At 70.2% G+C, this 17,850-nt stretch carries 17 protein-coding genes; 10 read left to right on the forward strand and 7 right to left on the reverse strand.

All coding sequences use genetic code 11. The features are described from left to right. Positions 1–13: 13 nt before the first annotated feature. The gene (locus OG194_RS05290) at positions 14–538 is read right to left on the reverse strand and encodes a hypothetical protein (RefSeq protein ID WP_327399665.1); all 525 of its coding nucleotides are present in this window, start codon (positions 536–538) and stop codon (positions 14–16) included. Between the two features lie 122 nt (positions 539–660). Here OG194_RS05290 and OG194_RS05295 point away from each other — a divergent pair, with 122 nt between their 5' ends. Beyond that, positions 661–1,005: a cupin domain-containing protein gene (locus tag OG194_RS05295; RefSeq protein ID WP_327399666.1), complete on the forward strand. Its 345-nt coding sequence runs from the start codon at positions 661–663 to the stop codon at positions 1,003–1,005. Between the two features lie 6 nt (positions 1,006–1,011). Here OG194_RS05295 and OG194_RS05300 read toward each other — a convergent pair whose 3' ends face one another. Further along, positions 1,012–2,043: a LacI family DNA-binding transcriptional regulator gene (locus tag OG194_RS05300; RefSeq protein WP_327399667.1), complete on the reverse strand. Its 1,032-nt coding sequence runs from the start codon at positions 2,041–2,043 to the stop codon at positions 1,012–1,014. Between the two features lie 107 nt (positions 2,044–2,150). Between OG194_RS05300 and OG194_RS05305 the strand changes: the two genes are divergently transcribed. Genes OG194_RS05305 through OG194_RS05320 form a run of 4 tightly spaced genes read left to right on the forward strand, consistent with a single transcriptional unit; the run spans position 2,151 to position 6,212 of the window. Next, on the forward strand, positions 2,151–3,326 hold the full coding sequence (locus OG194_RS05305; RefSeq protein ID WP_327399668.1) for a phytanoyl-CoA dioxygenase family protein: 1,176 nt from the start codon (positions 2,151–2,153) through the stop codon (positions 3,324–3,326). 8 nt (positions 3,327–3,334) lie between these two features. Further along, positions 3,335–4,138 (forward strand): SDR family oxidoreductase, encoded by an 804-nt coding sequence (locus OG194_RS05310; protein ID WP_327399669.1) that lies wholly within the window; start codon positions 3,335–3,337, stop codon positions 4,136–4,138. 50 nt (positions 4,139–4,188) lie between these two features. Beyond that, on the forward strand, positions 4,189–5,193 hold the full coding sequence (locus OG194_RS05315; RefSeq protein WP_327399670.1) for a Gfo/Idh/MocA family protein: 1,005 nt from the start codon (positions 4,189–4,191) through the stop codon (positions 5,191–5,193). Next, on the forward strand, positions 5,190–6,212 hold the full coding sequence (locus OG194_RS05320; RefSeq protein ID WP_327399671.1) for a Gfo/Idh/MocA family protein: 1,023 nt from the start codon (positions 5,190–5,192) through the stop codon (positions 6,210–6,212). Before OG194_RS05315 ends, OG194_RS05320 begins: the two co-directional genes overlap by 4 nt. 143 nt (positions 6,213–6,355) lie before the next feature. Here the strand turns inward: OG194_RS05320 and OG194_RS05325 are convergent, their stop codons facing one another. Genes OG194_RS05325 through OG194_RS05345 form a run of 5 tightly spaced genes read right to left on the reverse strand, consistent with a single transcriptional unit; the run spans position 6,356 to position 11,345 of the window. Continuing rightward, the gene (locus tag OG194_RS05325; protein ID WP_327399672.1) at positions 6,356–7,381 is read right to left on the reverse strand and encodes a Gfo/Idh/MocA family protein; all 1,026 of its coding nucleotides are present in this window, start codon (positions 7,379–7,381) and stop codon (positions 6,356–6,358) included. 38 nt (positions 7,382–7,419) lie between these two features. Next, positions 7,420–8,328, reverse strand: a complete 909-nt coding sequence (locus OG194_RS05330) for a sugar phosphate isomerase/epimerase family protein (protein WP_327399673.1) — start codon at positions 8,326–8,328, stop codon at positions 7,420–7,422. A 1-nt stretch (position 8,329) separates the two neighbouring features. Further along, on the reverse strand, positions 8,330–9,244 hold the full coding sequence (locus tag OG194_RS05335; RefSeq protein WP_327399674.1) for an ATP-binding cassette domain-containing protein: 915 nt from the start codon (positions 9,242–9,244) through the stop codon (positions 8,330–8,332). A 5-nt stretch (positions 9,245–9,249) separates the two neighbouring features. After that, positions 9,250–10,326, reverse strand: coding sequence for an ABC transporter permease (locus OG194_RS05340; RefSeq protein ID WP_327399675.1), 1,077 nt, complete (start codon positions 10,324–10,326; stop codon positions 9,250–9,252). Next, positions 10,326–11,345, reverse strand: coding sequence for a sugar ABC transporter substrate-binding protein (locus tag OG194_RS05345; protein WP_327399676.1), 1,020 nt, complete (start codon positions 11,343–11,345; stop codon positions 10,326–10,328). Before OG194_RS05345 ends, OG194_RS05340 begins: the two co-directional genes overlap by 1 nt. A 288-nt stretch (positions 11,346–11,633) precedes the next feature. Here OG194_RS05345 and iolC point away from each other — a divergent pair, with 288 nt between their 5' ends. Genes iolC through OG194_RS05370 form a run of 5 tightly spaced genes read left to right on the forward strand, consistent with a single transcriptional unit; the run spans position 11,634 to position 17,831 of the window. Then, the gene (gene iolC, locus OG194_RS05350) at positions 11,634–12,602 is read left to right on the forward strand and encodes a 5-dehydro-2-deoxygluconokinase (protein WP_327399677.1); all 969 of its coding nucleotides are present in this window, start codon (positions 11,634–11,636) and stop codon (positions 12,600–12,602) included. A gap of 39 nt (positions 12,603–12,641) precedes the next feature. Then, a complete protein-coding gene (locus OG194_RS05355; RefSeq protein ID WP_327399678.1) occupies positions 12,642–13,520 on the forward strand; it encodes a Cgl0159 family (beta/alpha)8-fold protein in 879 nt (292 codons plus the stop codon). Positions 13,521–13,534: 14 nt separating this feature from the next. Continuing rightward, positions 13,535–14,431 carry a 5-deoxy-glucuronate isomerase gene (gene iolB / locus OG194_RS05360; RefSeq protein WP_327399679.1) on the forward strand — a complete coding sequence of 299 codons (897 nt, stop codon included), beginning with the start codon at positions 13,535–13,537 and terminating at the stop codon, positions 14,429–14,431. Then, the gene (gene iolD, locus OG194_RS05365; RefSeq protein ID WP_327399680.1) at positions 14,431–16,308 is read left to right on the forward strand and encodes a 3D-(3,5/4)-trihydroxycyclohexane-1,2-dione acylhydrolase (decyclizing); all 1,878 of its coding nucleotides are present in this window, start codon (positions 14,431–14,433) and stop codon (positions 16,306–16,308) included. The genes iolB and iolD overlap by 1 nt, the downstream gene beginning before the upstream one ends. Positions 16,309–16,337: 29 nt before the next feature. Next, positions 16,338–17,831, forward strand: coding sequence for a CoA-acylating methylmalonate-semialdehyde dehydrogenase (locus OG194_RS05370; RefSeq protein WP_327399681.1), 1,494 nt, complete (start codon positions 16,338–16,340; stop codon positions 17,829–17,831). Positions 17,832–17,850: the final 19 nt, after the last annotated feature.

A 17,850-nucleotide genomic window follows, 5' to 3' on the forward strand; every position in this document is an offset into this window, starting at 1 on the left:
AGGCCGAACGGCGTTATTTGATCAGGGCGTTGGCCACGACGACCACCACCCCGAGCAGCGCGTCCACCGCCCCGATGGCCACGGCCGCCGCCCAACTCCGCGCCGACCAGCGGGCCGTGACCAGCCCCAGGCAGAACAGCAGCGCGATGTTGAGGACGAACGCCGCGTACTCGACGCCGTTCGCGGGCCACCAGCCCCAGCCGGCCCCGGCGAGCAGCAGAACGGTCGGCAGCGCGGCGGCGACCAGGGGCCACTCGTCGCGCAGGGTGCGCAGGGCGTCCCAGCGGCGGTGCGGGGCACGCTCGGCGATGTAGTGGGCGTACCCGTGGGCGAGTGCCGAGGCGGCGGCGGTCACCAGCAGCCACAGGGCGTCGTAGCGGCGGCTGCCCCTGTCGGTGTGGCCGTACTGGGTGAGCGCGGCGACCATCGAGCAGGCGAGGACGGAGCCGTAGACGCCCCCGAAGAGGATGTTCTCCCGGGTTGCGTGCGGGTGCGGCTGTGGGTGTGGTTCGGGGACGGCTGCCGTGGTCTGCGCCATGCCCTCCACGATCACCCGGCGTCGTCCTGGCCGCCACTCCGCGACGAAGTGTCCTCCGACCTGGGCCGATACCTCACACAGTGTCCACGCCTGGACCGGTCCATCCCGGCTAGGGTCGCGGCATGACGCACAGTTTCGTAGTCCGCATCCCCGACGCCGAACTCGAACCCGAGCCGCTCGATCCGGCGCAGATCGTGTCCGGTACGCCCGAGGTCACCGGGAAGGTCGTGTGGGAGTCCGAGGACGGCAAGCGGGTCCGCGGGATCTGGCAGATCACGCCGGGTGTGGTCACCGACACGGAGGCGGACGAGCTGTTCGTCGTGATCAGCGGTTCGGCCACGATCGAGGTCGAGGGCGGCCAGACGCTGACGGTCGGTCCCGGGGACATGGCCGTGCTGCGCGAGGGCGACCGTACGACGTGGACCGTGCACGAGACGCTGCGCAAGGCGTACGCGATCAACCTGTAGACGGGGTCAACGCGGCGGTGTCGTAGGCAGGTTGTAGGGCGTGACGACCTGGATCGCGGACGGCAGGGTCGGGCCCGCGGGCGGCAGCGCGTCGTGGGCGCGCATCACGATGCGGCAGGCCTCGCGGACGTCCTGGCGCAGGTCGTGGTGGAGGACGGCGGACAGCCGCTGTTCGTGCAGCAACCGGGTGTTGTCGTGGTCGAGGTCGTGCGCGACGAACACGGCGCACTCGCGGCCCAGGTCGGCGAAGGCGCGCAGGGTCGCGATGTTGCCGCCGCCGATCGAGTAGACCGCGCGGATGTCCGGGTCGCGCTTGAGGGCGGCCCGGACGAGTTCGTACTGGGTGGCGTCCAGGCCTTGGCCCTCGGTGATCTCCACCAGCACGCGTTCCGGGTAGCGGGCGCGCATGGTGCTGCGGAAGCCCATCTCGCGTTCTTCCTCGTTGCGGAAGAAACCGCTGCTCAGGCTGGTGAGGATGTTGCCGGCGCGGTCGCCGAGCCACTGGCCCATGAGGTAGGCGGCGGTCGCGCCCGCCGCCCGGTTGTCTATGCCGACGTAGGCCAGGCGGGCGCTCGCGGGCAGGTCGGTGACCAGGGTGACGACGGGGATGCCTGCGGCGACGAGCCGGCCGACGGCGGCGGTGATCTCGGGGACGTCCGGCGCCTTGAGGATCACGCCCTGTGAACCGCGCCGCACGATCCTGTCCAGGGTCCCGACCAGCTCCTTCACCGGCGCGGTCTCGCGGAAGTGGAAGCGCGAGCGCACGACGGCCGGGTGCAGGTCGGGCAGCTCGGCCTCCAGCGCGTTCCGTACGGCGGTGGAGAAGCGCTCCGGCGTCTGCATCACGATGTCGATCATGAACGTACGGCCGACGAGCCTGACCTGGGTGCGCTGCCGGTCGAGATCGGCGATGGCCTGGCGCACCTCACGCTGCGTGCTCTCGCGGACCCCGCCCCTGCCGTTCAGGACACGGTCCACGGTGGCCTCGCTGAGACCCGCCTGACGTGCGATTTCCCGGATCGGGAAGGGGTGTCCCACCGGTCGTCTCCTTGAGGGGTTTTTGATGGTCGGCTGCTGGTTGTTCGATGGGTTTGTACTGACAAGAATGACAGGACCGCACCGCTCCGTGACCCGAGGGGACGACGATGTCCTTCACATCAGCAGAATCCCGCGCCTGGCTCACCGAGCAGGACTGCGACCTCGACGCCTTCCGCACCCTCGTCGAGCAGCCGACCGACCTCGCCGACTTCCCGTACGCGTCCTCGGTCGAGCGGAACGTCCTCGTCTACGACAGCGACCGGCTCCGCAAGTCCGTGGCGGCCGGCGAGCGCCGCGAGGTGCAGGCCGAGCTGGTGCGGGCGTTCGCCGAGGGGCCCGGCATCGTGGTCCTTCAGGGCGCCTTCCCGGATCTGTCGGTGGTGGACCGTTCCACCGGGGTCTTCGAGGCTCTGATCGCCGAGCAGCGCGCCTCGGGTGCGGGCGCCGGGGACCACTTCGCGAAGCCCGGGGCCAACGACCGGGTGTGGAACGCGCTGGAGAAGGCCGCGCTCTACGACCCCGAGGTGTTCGCCGACTACTACGCGAACGACATGCTGGCCCTGGTGTCCGTCGCCTGGCTCGGTCCCGGCTACCAGGTCACCTCGCAGATCAACGTGGTCCACCCGAGCGGCGAGGCACAGACCGTGCACCGCGACTACCACCTCGGGTTCCTCACGAACGCGGTCGCCGCCGAGTACCCGGCGCACGTGCACCGTCTCTCCCCCGTGCTCACGCTCCAAGGGGCGGTCGCGCACTGCGACATGCCGGTCGAGTCGGGGCCGACGATGTACCTGCCGCACTCCCAGAAGTTCGGGCCGGGCTATCTGGCGTGGCGACTCCCGGAATTCCAGGCCTACTTCGAGTCGCACTACATCCAACTCCCGCTCGCCAAGGGCGATGCCGCGTTCTTCAACCCGGCGCTCTTCCACGCGGCCGGCACCAACCGCACGGCGGACGTGCGGCGCATGGCCAACCTGCTCCAGGTGTCGTCCGCGTTCGGGCGGGCCATGGAGACGGTGGACCGCGAGGCCGTCACCAACGCCGTCTTCCCGGTCCTGCTCAAGCGGAAGGCCGAGGGCGTGGGCGAGGAGTGGCTGGACACGGTCGTCGCGGCGAGTGCCGAGGGCTACCCGTTCCCGACCAACCTCGACAACGACCCGCCGGTCGAGGGGCTGGCCCCGCCCTCGCAGGCCGACCTCGTACGCCGCGCGGTGCGTGAGGGGTGGGCCCCGCAGGCGCTGCGCGGGGAACTGCGGGCCGGTGCCGAGCGGCGCGAGAGCTGAAGGACACCATGGGATCCACGGAACGTACAGGGCTCACGGGGCTCCTCGACGGCAAGGTCGTCCTCGTCAACGGCGGCAGCCAGGGCATCGGCGCCGCGATCGTCCGGGCGGCGGTGCGTGAGGGGGCGGTGGTGACGTTCACCGGTCGCCGTGCCGAGCCCGGTGATGCCCTGGTGGCCGAACTCGCCGAGGCGGGCGCCAAGGCGACCTTCGTCCGGGCCGACCTGTCCGACCCCGAGCAGGCGAAGGGTGCGGTGGCCGAGGTGATCGCCTCGCACGGCCGCGTCGACTGCCTGGTGAACTCCGCCGGACTCACCTCGCGGGGCTCGCTGTTGGACACCACACCGGAGCTGTTCGACCAGCACATGGCGATCAACCTGAAGGCACCGTTCTTCGCGATGCAGGCCGCGGTCGCCGACATGACCGCCCGCGAAGCACCGGGCACCGTCGTCAACATCGGCTCCAACTGCGCCCACGGCGGGCCGCCGTTCCTCGCTCCGTACTCCGCGGCCAAGGCCGGACTGGCAGGGCTCACCCGCAACGCCGCCCACGCGCACCGCTTCGACCGGATCCGGATCAACACCGTCAACATCGGCTGGACGGCGACCGAGGGCGAGGACGCCGTCCAGCGGGCCTTCCACGGCGCCGGGGACGACTGGGTCGCGCAGGCCGCGTCCCGGCTGCCGATGGGCAAGCTCGGCCAACCGGACGAGATCGCCGACTTCGTCGTGTTCCTGCTCTCCGACCGGTCCGGAGTCGTCACCGGTTCGGTGATCGACTGGGACCAGAACGTCCTCGGCGCCCTCGACTGACCTTCGACACAAGCGACACACCCGCACCTCTCAAGAAAGCAAGAGCCCTCATGCGCATCGGAATCCTCGGCCTCGGCCGCATCGGCGCCTTCCACGCCGAGACCCTGTCCGGACTCGACGTCGTCGAGTCCCTCGTCGTGGCCGACCCGTTCACGGAGGCCGCGAAGAAGGCCGCCGAGCGGTTCGGCGCCGAGGTCGCGGACTCCCCCGAGGCCGTACTGGCCGCCGGGGTCGACGGTGTCGTGATCGCCGCGGCGACCGACGCCCACCCGGGCCTGATCCTGGCCGCCGTCGAGGCGGGCATCCCCGTCTTCTGCGAGAAGCCCGTCGCCAAGACGATGGCCGAGGGTGTCAAGGTCCTCAAGGCCGTCGAGGGCAGCAGCGTGCCGATCCAGATCGGCTACAACCGCCGCTTCGACGCCGGCTTCGTCAACGCGCGCGCCGCCGTGCGGTCCGGCGAGCTGGGCAAGCTGCACACCGTGCGCTCCACCACGCTGGACCCGGCGCCGCCGCCGGCCGCGTACATCGCCGCGTCCGGGGGCATCTTCCGGGACTGTTCCGTGCACGACTTCGACATCATCCGCTGGGTGACGGGCCGCGAGGTCACCGAGGTGTACGCGGTCGGCGGCAACCGGGGTGCCGAGTACATCAAGGAAGCGGGCGACGCCGACACCACCGGCGCGATCCTGACCCTCGACGACGGCACCATCGCGGTGGTGTCCAACTCCCGCCACAACGCCCGGGGTTACGACGTCCGCATGGAGATCCACGGCTTCACGGACTCCATCGCGGTGGGCCTGGAGGACAAGCTGCCGCTGCGCTCGGTCGAGCCGGGCGTGACATTCCCGGCGGGCGTACCGCACGACTTCTTCATGGACCGCTTCACGGCCGCCTACCGTGCCGAACTCACCGCGTTCACGGAGGTCGTGGCCGGCACCCGCACCTCGCCGTGCACGGTCGCGGACGCCCTGGAGGCCGGCTGGATCGCCGACGCCTGCACCCTGTCGCTGCACGAGCACCGCCCCGTCACCATCCAGGAGGTACGCGAAGCATGAGCGGTCCGGGCCGGGAACCACTGCGCATCGGAGTACTGGGAGCGGCTCGGATCACCGAGAACTCCCTGATCGGTCCCGCCCGGACGACCGGCCACCGCATTGTCGCGGTGGCCGCGCGCGACCGGTCCCGGGCCGAGGCGTACGCCGCCGCGCACCGCGTCGAACGGGTGGCGGACTCGTACGCCGACCTGATCGCCGACCCGGAGGTGGAGGTCGTCTACAACCCGCTCGCCAACGGCCTGCACGGACCGTGGAACCTCGCCGCGCTCGCGGCGGGCAAGCACGTGCTGTCGGAGAAGCCGTCGGCGAGCAACGCGGAGGAGGCCGTCGAGGTGAGGGAGGCCGCCGCCAAAGCCGGAACGGTCTTCATGGAGGCCTTCCACTACCTCTTCCACCCGGTCACCCGGCGCCTGCACGAGCTGCTGGCCTCCGGTGAACTCGGCGAACTCCGGCACGTCGAGACGCTCGTCGCGATCCCGGCCCCGTCGGACACCGACCCGCGCTGGTCCCTGGACCTGGCCGGCGGCGCCACGATGGACCTGGGCTGCTACAGCCTGCACGCCCAGCGGATGCTGGCCCCCTGGGCGGGCGGCGCACCCCGTCTCGCCTCGGCCCGCGGCGGCGAACGCGCGGGCGCCCCGGGCGTCGACGAGTGGCTGGACGCCAACCTCGTCTTCCCCAGCGGCGCCACGGGCTCCGCCCGTTCCCACATGGCGTACGACGAACTGGTCATGAGTTGCCGGATCACCGGCAGCCGCGGCGAGGCCTTCGCGCCGAACTTCGTCCTCCCCCAGCTGGACGACCGGATCGTCATCCGCACCACGGACGGCGAACGCACGGAACGGCTCGGCAGACGGTCGTCGTACACCTACCAACTGGAGGCGTTCGCCGCCCGGTTGAGGGAGGGCGCGCCTCTCCCGCTGGGTCCGGACGACGCGGTCGCGACGATGACGTTGATCGACGAGGCCTATCGCGCGGCGGGGTTCGCGCCCCGGCCGCGGGTGTCGATTCTGCGGTAGACGAAGGTCGGGTACGGCTCCCCGACCGTCTGCTCCCACGCCCGGACGATGTCGTCCGGGCGTTCCGCATGCGCCTGGGCGAACGTGATGACGCAGCGGGCGACCGCGCGGTTGGTTGCAGGGGCACCGCCTCGCCGGAGCGGCTACCGATAGAACTCGGGCCGCTCCACCAACTCCACTTCCACCCGAACCCCGTCCTCCAACGCCCGTACCCCCGCCTCGCACACGGCCGCCGCCGCGTACCCGTCCCACACGCTCGGCCCGGTCACCTCGCCGCGGCGGGTGGCGTCGACCCAGGTCTGGACCTCGCGGTCGTAGGCGTCGGCGAAGCGTTCGACGTAGTCCTGGGCGATGGTGCCGCCCCAGCGGCCGGCCATATTGGTGACCATGGCGTGGCCGTCGCCGATGCGGGCGGTGCCGCGTTCGCAGACGATCTCGGCCTGGACCTGGTAGCCGAAGCCACAGTTGACGAACATCTCGACGTCGACGATCGCGCCGCCGTCGGTCTCGAAGACGACGAACTGCGGGTCCTGGAGGTCGTCCGGGGCGCTTGCCGTGGGGCGTGGGCGCAGCACCGTCACCGCGGTGATCTCGTGGCCGAGCAGCCAGCGCGTCGCGTCGGTCTCGTGGGCCACGGAGTCGCTGATGAGCATGGAACTGGTGAAGAAGGGCGGGCTGGCGGCGTTGCGGTGCCGGTTGTGGAGCATGAGCGGTCTGCCCAACTGGCCTGTACCCAGGAGGGACTTGAGTTTCATGTATTCGGCGTCGTAGCGCCGCATGAAGCCGACCTGCACCCGGCGGTGGCCGAGGCGCAGCTCCGCCTCCATCACGCGCAGCGCTGAGGCCGCGTCCGGTGTGAGCGGCTTCTCGCACAGGACCGGGAGGTCGTGCTCGAAGGCCGTCAGCAGGGCCGCCTCGTGGGCCGGGCCCGGTGAGGCGATCAGGACGGCGTCGACGTCGGCCGCCGCCATCGCCGCGGCCGGGTCGGTGTACGCCGTGCAGCCGTCGACACCGGACGCGATGCGTTTGGCGCGCTCGGCGTCGACGTCCACGACGGCACTCACCCGGGCGCCGTTGACCACGTCCTGGATTCTGCGGACGTGGTCGGCCCCCATCTTTCCGGTTCCGACGACTGCCACTCCGAGCGGGTCGCGCGGGTTCACGGCCATCGGCCGTCCTTTCGGGTCGTCAGGCAGCGCGGGAATCGTCAGGCACCGCAGGAACGGAGGAACTTGCGGGTGCGCTCCGCGATGGGGAGGGGCTTGTCCGGCTCGCAGGGATACATGTCCTGCTCGACGATCGCGAACAGCTCCACGCCCAGGCGTTGCGCCGCGATCAGCACCGGCTCCAACTCCGGTACGCCGGACGGCGGTTCGCACATCACTCCGCGCGCCACGGCCGGTCCGAACGGCACCTCGTTCCTGACGACGTCGGCGAGGATCTCCGGGTCGACCTGCTTGAGGTGCAGATAGCCGATGCGTTCGCCGTACGCCTCGATCAGCTTGACGCTGTCGCCGCCGCAGTAGGCGTAATGCCCGGTGTCCAGACAGAGGTTGACCAGTTCGGAGTCGGTCGAGTCGAGGAAGCGCTCGACGTGGTCCTCGGTGTCGAGATGGGTGTCGGCGTGCGGGTGGACGACGATGTCGAGCCCGTACGCCTCCTTCACCTCGTGCCCGAGTCGCTCCATGCCCTTGGTGAGGTGGGCCCACTGCTCGCCGGTCAGCTCCGGCGGCTCCAGGATCTCGGCGGTCTTGTCGTCCCGCCAGAAGGAGGGGATGACGACCAGGTGCCGCGCGCCCATCTCCTGGGTGAGCGCGGCGACTTGGCCGACGTGCTCCCATGTCTCGTCCCAGACCGAGGGACCCCGGTGCAGGCCGGTGAAGACCGTGCCCGCCGAGACCTTCAGGTCACGTCGGGCGATCTCGTCCGTGAGCCGGGCCGGGTCGGTCGGCAGATAGCCGTACGGTCCCAGCTCGATCCAGGAGTAGCCGGCCTGCGCGACCTCGTCCAGGAACCGTTCCCACGGCACCTGTTGGGGGTCGTCCGGGAACCACACGCCCCACGAGTCGGGTGCGGAGCCGACCCGGATGCGGTCCAGGAAGGGACGGTCCGACATGTCAGGCGGCCCCTTCGGGAGACGCGGCCACCGGCGCCTTCAGGGACTTCGCGTCGGGGAGCTCCTCGACGTCGACACCGCGCACCTGCGACAACTCGTGCTTGAGCGCGGCGAGTTCGGTGCCGCCGGCCATGTGGTTCGTGAGCTCTTCGAGGGTGATCTCGCTGCGCTCCGCCGACAACTCCATCGTGCCCAGGCGCAGGACGCTGAAGTGGTCGCCGACCATGTAGGCGTGGTGCGGGTTGTGGGTGATGAAGATGACGCCGAGACCGCGTTCCCGCGCCGCGGCCACGTACTTCAGCACCACACCGGACTGCTTGACACCCAGCGCGGCGGTCGGCTCGTCCAGGATCAGGACGCGGGCGCCGAAGTAGACGGCGCGGGCGATGGCCACACACTGGCGCTGGCCGCCGGAGAGGGTGCCGATGGGCTGGTCCAGGTTGTCCAGGACGATGCCCATGTTGCGCAGTTCTTCGTCCGCGGTCTTCTTCATCCGCTCGATGTCGAGACGGCGGACCGGCCAGGGGCCCTTCGTCATCTCCGAGCCGAGGAAGAAGTTGCGCCACACCGGCATCAGCGGCACGACGGCCAGGTCCTGGTAGACGGTCGCGATGCCGCGGTCCAGAGCCTGCCGCGGGGTGGTGAAGTGCACCGCCCCGCCGTCGACGAGGAACTCGCCCTCCGTGTGCTGGTGCAGCCCGGAGATGATCTTGATCAGGGTCGACTTGCCCGCGCCGTTGTCACCCAGCACACAGGTGACCTGGCCCGGGCGGACCGCGAGGTCGACGCCGTGCAGGGCGCGGACGTTGCCGTACGCCTTGCCCGCGTTGCGCAGTTGGACGATCGGCGCGTCCGCGTCGCTCGGCGCCTTGTCTTCGAGGATGGCGCCGTGAGTGCCGGATTCGTTGCTTGCCATGAAGGTCACCTCCGGGTCGCGGTGCGCTGGACCCACAGATTGATGAGGACGGCGCCGAGCAGCATCACGCCGAGGAACGCCTTGAACCAGTCGGGGTTCCAGCCGGCGTAGACGATGCCCTGCTGCACCATGCCGAACATGAACGCGCCGAAGACGGGGCCGATCGCCGAGCCGGCGCCGCCGGTCAGCAGACAGCCGCCGATGACGGCCGCGGAGATGTAGATCAGCTCCTGGCCGACACCCTCGCCGGACTGCACGGTGTTGAAGGTGAACAGCTGGTGCATGCCCACGAACCAGGCACCCAGGCCGACCAGCATGAACAGGGAGATCTTCGTGAACGCCACGGGCACACCCACGGCCCGCGCGGAGTCCTTGTTGCCGCCGACCGCGAAGATCCAGTTGCCGTACTTCGTGCGCAGCAGCACCCAGGAGGCGATCGCCGCGAACACCAGCCAGTAGAAGATCGTGATCTTCACATCGACGCCGCCGATGTCGAACGACGCCGCGAAGATCTTCTTGGCCTGGCCGAAGCCGTCCATGTTGCTGATGTCGTCGGTCGCCACGTTCCCGGTGACCAGCTTCGTCACCGCGAGGTTCACGCCCTGGAGGATCAGGAAGCTGCCCAGCGTGATCAGGAAGCTCGGCAGTCCGGTCTTGACGACCATCCAGCCGTTGAGGAAGCCGATCCCCAGCGACACCAGCAGCGCGACGACCACACCGACCCACACGTTCATGGTGAGTTGGTAGCTGAGCATGCTCGCGGTCAGCGCCGAGGTGATGACCGCGACACCGGCGGAGAGGTCGAACTCCCCGCCGATCATCAGCAGGGCGACCGGCAGCGCCATGATGCCGATCGTCGACGAGCTGTAGAGGATGTTCGCCATCGCGGCGCCCTCGCGCACCGGCGGGGCGGCGATCAGGAAGAACACGTACACCGCGGCGGCGCCGAGGAAGACACCCACCTCGGGACGGGCCAACAGCCGTAGTGCCAGGGGCCGTTCAGCGGTCCGGCCGTCGGTTTCCTTGGGGCCGGGGGCCGGCGGTGAGGTCACCGCCGGCTCGGCGTGCTGGGTCATACTCATCACCGGGTTCCGTTGGCGGCGTACTTCGCGACGGCGTCGACGTTGGTCTTGTCGACGAAGGCCGGGCCGGTCAGTACGGGCTGCTCACCGCCGCCGCTGTAGTTGCCGTTGTTCTTGTAGAGCCACAGGGAGTCGACCGCCAAGTAGCCCTGGAGGTACGGCTGCTGATCCACCGCGAACTGGACGGTGCCCTTCTTGATGGCACCCGTCAGCGTGCTGTTCAGGTCGAAGGTGGCGACCTTGGCCTTGCTGCCCGCGTCGGCCAGCGACTGCACGGCCGTCATGGCGAACGGGGCGCCCAGGGTGACGACGTAGTCGATGGACTTGTCCTGGGTGAGCTTGGCCGTGATCGTCGACTTCACCGACGGCATGTCCGTGCCGTTGACGTTGAGGACCTCGGTCGTGCCGGTGAAGGTCTTCTTCACACCGGCGCAGCGCTGGGTCAGGCCGATGTTGCCCTGCTCCTGGATGACACAGACGGCCTTCTTGGCGCCTTCCGCGTTCAGCCGCTTGCCGAGCGCCTCGCCGGCCACCGTCTCGTCCTGGCCGAAGAACTCCAGCAGTCCGAGCTTCTTCCAGTCGCTGAGACCGGAGTTGAGGCCCACGACGGGTATGTTCGCGGACTTCGCCTTGCCGATGACGTCCTTCAGGGCGTCGGGCTTGGCGAGGGTGACCGCGATGCCGTCGACCTTCTGGTCGATCGCGTTCTGCACCAGGTTGGACTGGTTGCCCGCGTTCGGGTCGGCCGAGTAGACGAGCTTGATGTTGTCCTTGTCGGCGGCGGCCTGGGCGCCCTTGCGGACGATGTCCCAGAACGTGTCGCCGGGCGCCTGGTGCGTGACCAGGGCGACGGTCATACGAGGGGTGCTCGCCTTGCCCGCGGAGGCGCCGGAGCTGTCCTCCGTGGCCTTCTTTCCGCCCGAGCTGCTGGAGCAGCCGGCGAGGGTCAGGGCCGCTGCCGCGGCAACCGCCACGAAGGGGGCCATTCTGCGCGAGCGGGAGTAAGTGGAACGGTCCATCTTTCCTGCACCTCACTGTGCTTCAGGGGAAAGGGAGTCATGATCGCAGAAATCCGGGCTCGGGGCCTGTCGACCCCGGGTCGTTTGCCGCGAAACACGGCTGTTGCGCTGGGACGGAATCAAATCCCCGGTCGCGTCCGCTGTCAATACTTTGTTAAGACATCATTTCACGAGCAGGTCCGAATGTAAGTACAAACTATTGACACGAGGCCCCTCCGAGACCTACACCTGGGAGGCGGCAGGCCCCTGGGACCCGCCCACCCCCAGCAGCTCAGAGGAGTGTCGCGCATGGCCGAGTCAGCCCAGTCCTTCGATCTGATCACCATGGGCCGCATCGGGGTCGATCTCTACCCGTTGCAGTCTGGCGTACCGCTGGCCCGTGTGGAGACGTTCGGCAAGTTCCTCGGGGGTTCCGCGAGCAATGTGGCGGTAGCGGCCGCCCGGCTCGGCCGGACCGCCGCGGTGATCACCCGCACAGGCGACGATCCCTTCGGGACGTATCTGCACGAGGCCCTCAAGGACTTCGGGGTCGACGACCGCTGGGTCACGCCCGTCGCGGAGTACCCGACCCCGGTCACGTTCTGCGAGATCTTCCCGCCGGACGACTTCCCGCTGTACTTCTACCGGCAGCCCAAGGCGCCCGACCTGGAGATCCGCACCGAGGAGCTGGACTACTTCGCGATCCGCCAGGCCCGCGTCTTCTGGATCACCGGCACCGGCCTGAGCGAGGAGCCCAGCCGCTCCGCCACCCTCGCCGCCCTCAAGGCGCGCGACAAGGCGGGCACCACGGTCTTCGACCTCGACTGGCGCCCGATGTTCTGGAAGGACCCCGAGGAAGCCCGCCCGTACTACGCCGAGGCCCTGCGCCACGCGACGGTCGCGGTCGGCAACCTCGACGAGTGCGAGATCGCCACCGGCGTCCGCGAGCCCCGCGCCTGCGCCCAGGCGCTGCTCGACGCGGGCGTGGAACTCGCCGTCGTCAAGCAGGGCCCCAAGGGCGTCCTGGCCGTGCACCGCGACGGCACGACCGCCGAGGTGCCACCGGTCCCGGTCGAGGTGCTCAACGGCCTCGGCGCGGGCGACGCCTTCGGCGGCTCGCTGTGCCACGGGCTGCTGTCCGGCTGGGACCTGGAACGGTCCATGCGGTTCGCCAACGCGGCCGGCGCCCTCGTCGCCTCCCGTCTCGCCTGCTCCACCGCGATGCCCACCGAGTCCGAGGTCGAGGACCTCCTCGCCGGCGCGCGCGTGGGCGGCTGACCCCATGGCCGCCCGAGCCTTCCCTGAACGGAGCTTCTCTTGAGCATCAGCATTCCCGACCTGGTCACGGTCAGAGCCCGGCACCCGGAGGCGATCGCCGAGGCGGCCGCCCGCCGGGTGCGCCGCCCGCTGCTGGGCGACAACGGCCGCCTGATGATCGTGGCCGCCGACCACCCGGCCCGCGGCGCGCTCGGCGTCGGCGACCGCCGCACGGCCATGGCGAACCGCGCCGACCTGCTGGAACGCCTCTGCATCGCGCTCTCCCGGCCCGGCGTCGACGGGGTGCTCGCCACCGCCGACATCCTGGAGGACCTGCTCCTCCTCGGCGTCCTGGACGGCAAGGTCGTGATGGGCTCGATGAACCGCGGCGGCCTGTCCGGCGCCGCCTTCGAGATGGACGACCGGTTCACCGGCCACCGCGCCGAGGACATCGCCCGGCTCCGCTTCGACGCGGGCAAGCTGCTGCTCCGCATCGACTACGACGACCCGGGCTCGCTGACCACCCTGGAGTCCACCGCCCGCGCCATCGACGACATGGCGGCGCGCCAACTCCCGCTGTTCGTCGAGCCGTTCATATCCCGCCGCGTCGACGGCAAGGTCCGCAACGACCTGTCCGCCGAGGCCGTGACCCGCTCGATCGCGATCTCCTCGGGCCTGGGCGGCACCTCCGCCTACACCTGGCTGAAACTGCCCGTCACCGACGACCCGGACGACATGGCCGAGGTCCTGGAGACGTCGACCCTGCCCGTCGTCCTGCTCGGCGGCGAGGTCGGCGACGACCAGGAGGGCGCGTACGAGAAGTGGCGCAAGACGCTGCGCCTGCCCACCGTCCAGGGCCTGGTCGTGGGCCGCTCCCTGCTCTACCCCGCCGACGGCGGCGTGGAGACGGCGGTGGACACCGCCGTAGGTCTGTTGTGAACCGGAGGCACACCATGACGAGCGCGTACCACCTTCCCGCGGGCAAGGCACTCGGCGGCCCCTACGTCGTGGACGTCACCCCCGAGTCGGCGGCCTGGGGCTACTCCAGCCTGCGGGTCCTGGAGCTGCCGCCGGGCGGCACCCACACCTTCGACACCGACGACAGCGAGTGGATCGTCGTCCCGCTCAGCGGCGCCTGCACGGTCTCCGCCGCCGACGACTTCGGCCACGACACCTTCGAACTCCACGGCCGCGAGAGCGTGTTCACCGCCGTGAGCGACTTCGCGTACGTGCCCCGCGACTCCCGTACGACGATCCTGTCGCCCGGCGGTGGCCGCTTCGCGCTGACCGGCGCCCGCTGCACCCGCCGGCTGCCCGCCCGCTACGGCCCGGCCTCGTCGGTGCCGGTGGAGCTGCGCGGCACCGGCAACAGCTCGCGCCAGGTCAACAACTTCGGCGCGGCCGGCGTCTTCGAGTGCGACAAGCTCATCGCCGTAGAGGTGATCACGCCCGGCGGGAACTGGTCCTCCTTCCCGCCGCACAAGCACGACGAGCACCGGCCCGGCGAGGAGTCCGTCCTCGAAGAGGTCTACTACTTCGAGTTCGCCGACCACGAGGGCACCCCCGGTCTCGGCTACCAGCGCGTCTCCCCGTCCGGACAGGGCCGCAACACGGACGTCCTGGCCGAAGTCCGGGGCGGAGACGTCGTGTTGATCCCGGACGGCTGGCACGGGCCCTCGATGGCGGTGCCCGGCCACCACATGTACTACCTCAACGTCATGGCGGGTCCCGAGGACGACCGCTCCTGGCTGATCTGCGACCACCCCGATCACGCCTGGGTCCGCGGCACCTGGCCCGAGCAGCCCGTCGACCCCCGCCTCCCCCTCTACACGGCACCGGAGAAGTCCTGATGAGCACCCCCACCCGCCGCCTGACCGTCGCCCAGGCCCTGGTGCAGTTCCTGTCGGTCCAGTACACCGAGCGCGACGGCGTACGGCACCGGCTGATCGCCGGCACCTGGGGCATCTTCGGCCATGGCAACGTTGCCGGACTCGGACAGGCGCTGCTCGAAGCCGGCGAGGACACGATGCCGTTCCACCAGGGCCGCAACGAACAGGCCATGGTGCACGCGGCAGTCGGCTACGCCCGCCAGCTGGACCGGCTCTCCGCGCAGGCCGTCACGACGTCGATCGGACCGGGCGCCACCAACCTGGTCACGGGCGCCGCCCTGGCCACGATCAACCGGCTGCCGGTCCTGCTCCTCCCCGGCGACTTCTTCGCGACCCGCGCCGCCGACCCGCTGCTCCAGCAGCTGGAGCACCCGGTCGAGGGCGACCTCTCGGTCAACGACACCCTGCGCCCGGTCTCCCGCTACTTCGACCGCGTCATGCGCCCCGAGGCCCTGATCCCGGCCGCACTGAACGCGATGCGCGTGCTGGCCGACCCGGTGGAGACGGGAGCGGTGACTCTCGCTCTGCCGCAGGACGTTCAGGCCGAGGCGTACGACTGGCCGGAGGAGTTCTTCGCCGACCGCGTGTGGCACGTACGGCGTCCCGCGGCCGATCCCTTCGAGCTGACGGAGGCGGTCGCGGCGATCCGGGCCGCCGAGCGTCCGGTGATCGTCGCGGGCGGCGGCATCCACCACAGCCAGGCCGAGGACGCGCTCAAGGCGCTCGTCGACGCGACCGGCATCCCGGTCGCCTCCACCCAGGCGGGCAAGGGCTCGCTCCGCTACGACCACCCGGCCGACCTGGGCGGCGTCGGCCACACCGGCACGGCGGTCAGCGACGACATCGCGCGCACGGCGGACCTGGTGATCGGCGTCGGCACCCGCTACACGGACTTCACGACGGCCTCCCACACCCTGTTCCAGAACCCGGCCGTCCGGTTCGTCAACCTCAACATCACCGCGTTCGACGCCCACAAGCTCGCGGCGCGCACCCTGGTGTGCGACGCGCGGGCCGGGCTCACCGCGTTGACCGAGGCACTCGCCGATCACCGTGTGAACTCGGTTTACGAGGCCGAATACCGCGAGGGCAAGGAGCGGTGGGAACAGGTTGTTGACGCCGCGTTCACCGCCCCCGACGAGAACGCCGTACCCACCCAGACCCAACTCCTCGGCGCCCTCGACGCGGTCGTGGGCGACGACGACGTGGTCATCAACGCGGCCGGTTCCCTCCCCGGCGACCTGCACAAGCTGTGGCGAGCCCGCAGCCCGCGCCAGTACCACCTCGAATACGGCTTCTCCTGCATGGGCTACGAGATCCCGGCCGGCATCGGCGTCCAGCAGGCCGCCCCCGACACCCCCGTCTGGTCACTGGTCGGCGACGGCACCTACCTGATGATGCCGACCGAGATCGTCACTGCGGTCCAGGAAGGCCTCCCGGTCAACCTGGTCCTGATCCAGAACCACGGCTACGCCTCCATCGGCGGCCTCTCCGAGTCCGTCGGCGGCGAGCGCTTCGGCACCGCCTACCGCTACCGCGCGGCCGACGGCACCTTCTCCGGCGCCCCGCTCCCGGTCGACCTCGCCGCCAACGCGGCCAGCCTCGGCATGGACGTCCTGCGCGCCAAGACGGTGCGCGAACTGCACGAGGCGCTCGCCACGGCCCGCGCCTCCGACCGGCCGACCTGCGTCTACGTCGAGACCGACACCGCCACCCCGACCGCTCCCCCGGCCGCGGCCTGGTGGGACGTGCCGGTCGCCGAGACCGCCTCGCGCGCATCCGCCGTACAGGCCCGCGAGGAGTACGACCGCCAGGTCGCCGACCGTCGCCGTCACCTCTGAACTCCCCTCCCCCGAAAGGCCCTTGCACCATGAAGACGATCACCCACTGGATCGACGGCAAGCCCGTCGAGAGCACCTCGGGCCGTTTCGGTCCCGTCTACAACCCGGCGACCGGCGCGCAGGAGAAGCAGGTCGGCTTCGCGACCGTCGACGAGGTGGACGCCGCGGTCGCCTCCGCGAAGGCCGCGTTCGAGAGCTGGGGCGTCGCCTCGCTCGCCAAGCGCACCGCGATCCTGTTCAAGTACCGCGAGCTGCTGGACGCGCACCGCGACGAGATCGCCGAGCTGATCACCGCCGAGCACGGCAAGGTCCACTCGGACGCGCTCGGCGAGGTCGCGCGCGGCATGGAGATCGTCGAACTCGCCTGCGGCATCAGCGTGCAGCTCAAGGGCGAACTGTCGACGCAGGTCTCCACGCGCGTCGACGTGGCGTCAATTCGCCAGCCGCTGGGGGTAGTTGCGGGCATCACGCCCTTCAACTTCCCGGCCATGGTGCCGATGTGGATGTTCCCGATCGCCATCGCGACCGGCAACACCTTCATCCTCAAGCCGAGCGAGAAGGACCCCTCGGCCTCCTTCCGCCTGGCCGAACTCGCCTCCGAGGCGGGCCTGCCGCAGGGCGTGCTGAACGTCGTGCAGGGCGACAAGCTGGCCGTCGACCGCCTCCTGGAGCACCCGGACATCGAGGCCGTCTCCTTCGTCGGCTCGACGCCGATCGCCAAGTACATCCAGCTCAAGGCAGTTGAGCACGGCAAGCGCGTGCAGGCCCTCGGCGGCGCCAAGAACCACATGCTCGTCCTGCCGGACGCGGACCTCGACTTCGCGGCAGACCAGGCGATCAACGCGGCATACGGCTCGGCCGGCGAGCGCTGCATGGCCGTCTCCGTCGTGGTCGCGGTCGGCGACACCGGCGACGAACTGGTCGGCAAGATCGCCGAGCGCGCCGGCAAGCTGCGCATCGGCCCCGGCAACGACCCGGCGTCCGAGATGGGCCCGCTCATCACCCGCGAGCACCGCGACAAGGTCGCCTCGTACGTCGCGTCGGCCGCCGCGCAGGGTGCCGAGGTCGTCGTGGACGGCACCGGCCTCTCGGTCGAGGGCCACGAGGACGGCTTCTTCCTCGGCGTCTCCCTCCTCGACAAGGTGCCGCTGACGGCGGACGCGTACAAGGACGAGATCTTCGGCCCGGTCCTGGTCGTCGTCCGCGCGGAGTCGTACGACGAGGCCATCACCCTGATCAACAGCTCCCGTTGGGGCAACGGCACCGCGATCTTCACCCGGGACGGCGGCGCCGCCCGCCGCTTCCAGATGGAGGTCAAGGCGGGCATGGTCGGCGTGAACGTGCCGATCCCGGTGCCCGTCGGCTACCACTCCTTCGGCGGCTGGAAGGACTCCCTCTTCGGGGACCTCCACGTCTACGGCAACGACGGCGTCGCCTTCTACACGCAGGGCAAGGTGATCACCACCCGCTGGCCTGACCCGGCCGACGGTGGCATCAACCTCGGCTTCCCCAGCAACTCCTGACTGTCCGTCACGATCCGTG

Source organism: Streptomyces sp. NBC_01288, from assembly GCF_035982055.1.
In the GTDB taxonomy this organism is placed as follows: Bacteria; Actinomycetota; Actinomycetes; order Streptomycetales; family Streptomycetaceae; genus Streptomyces.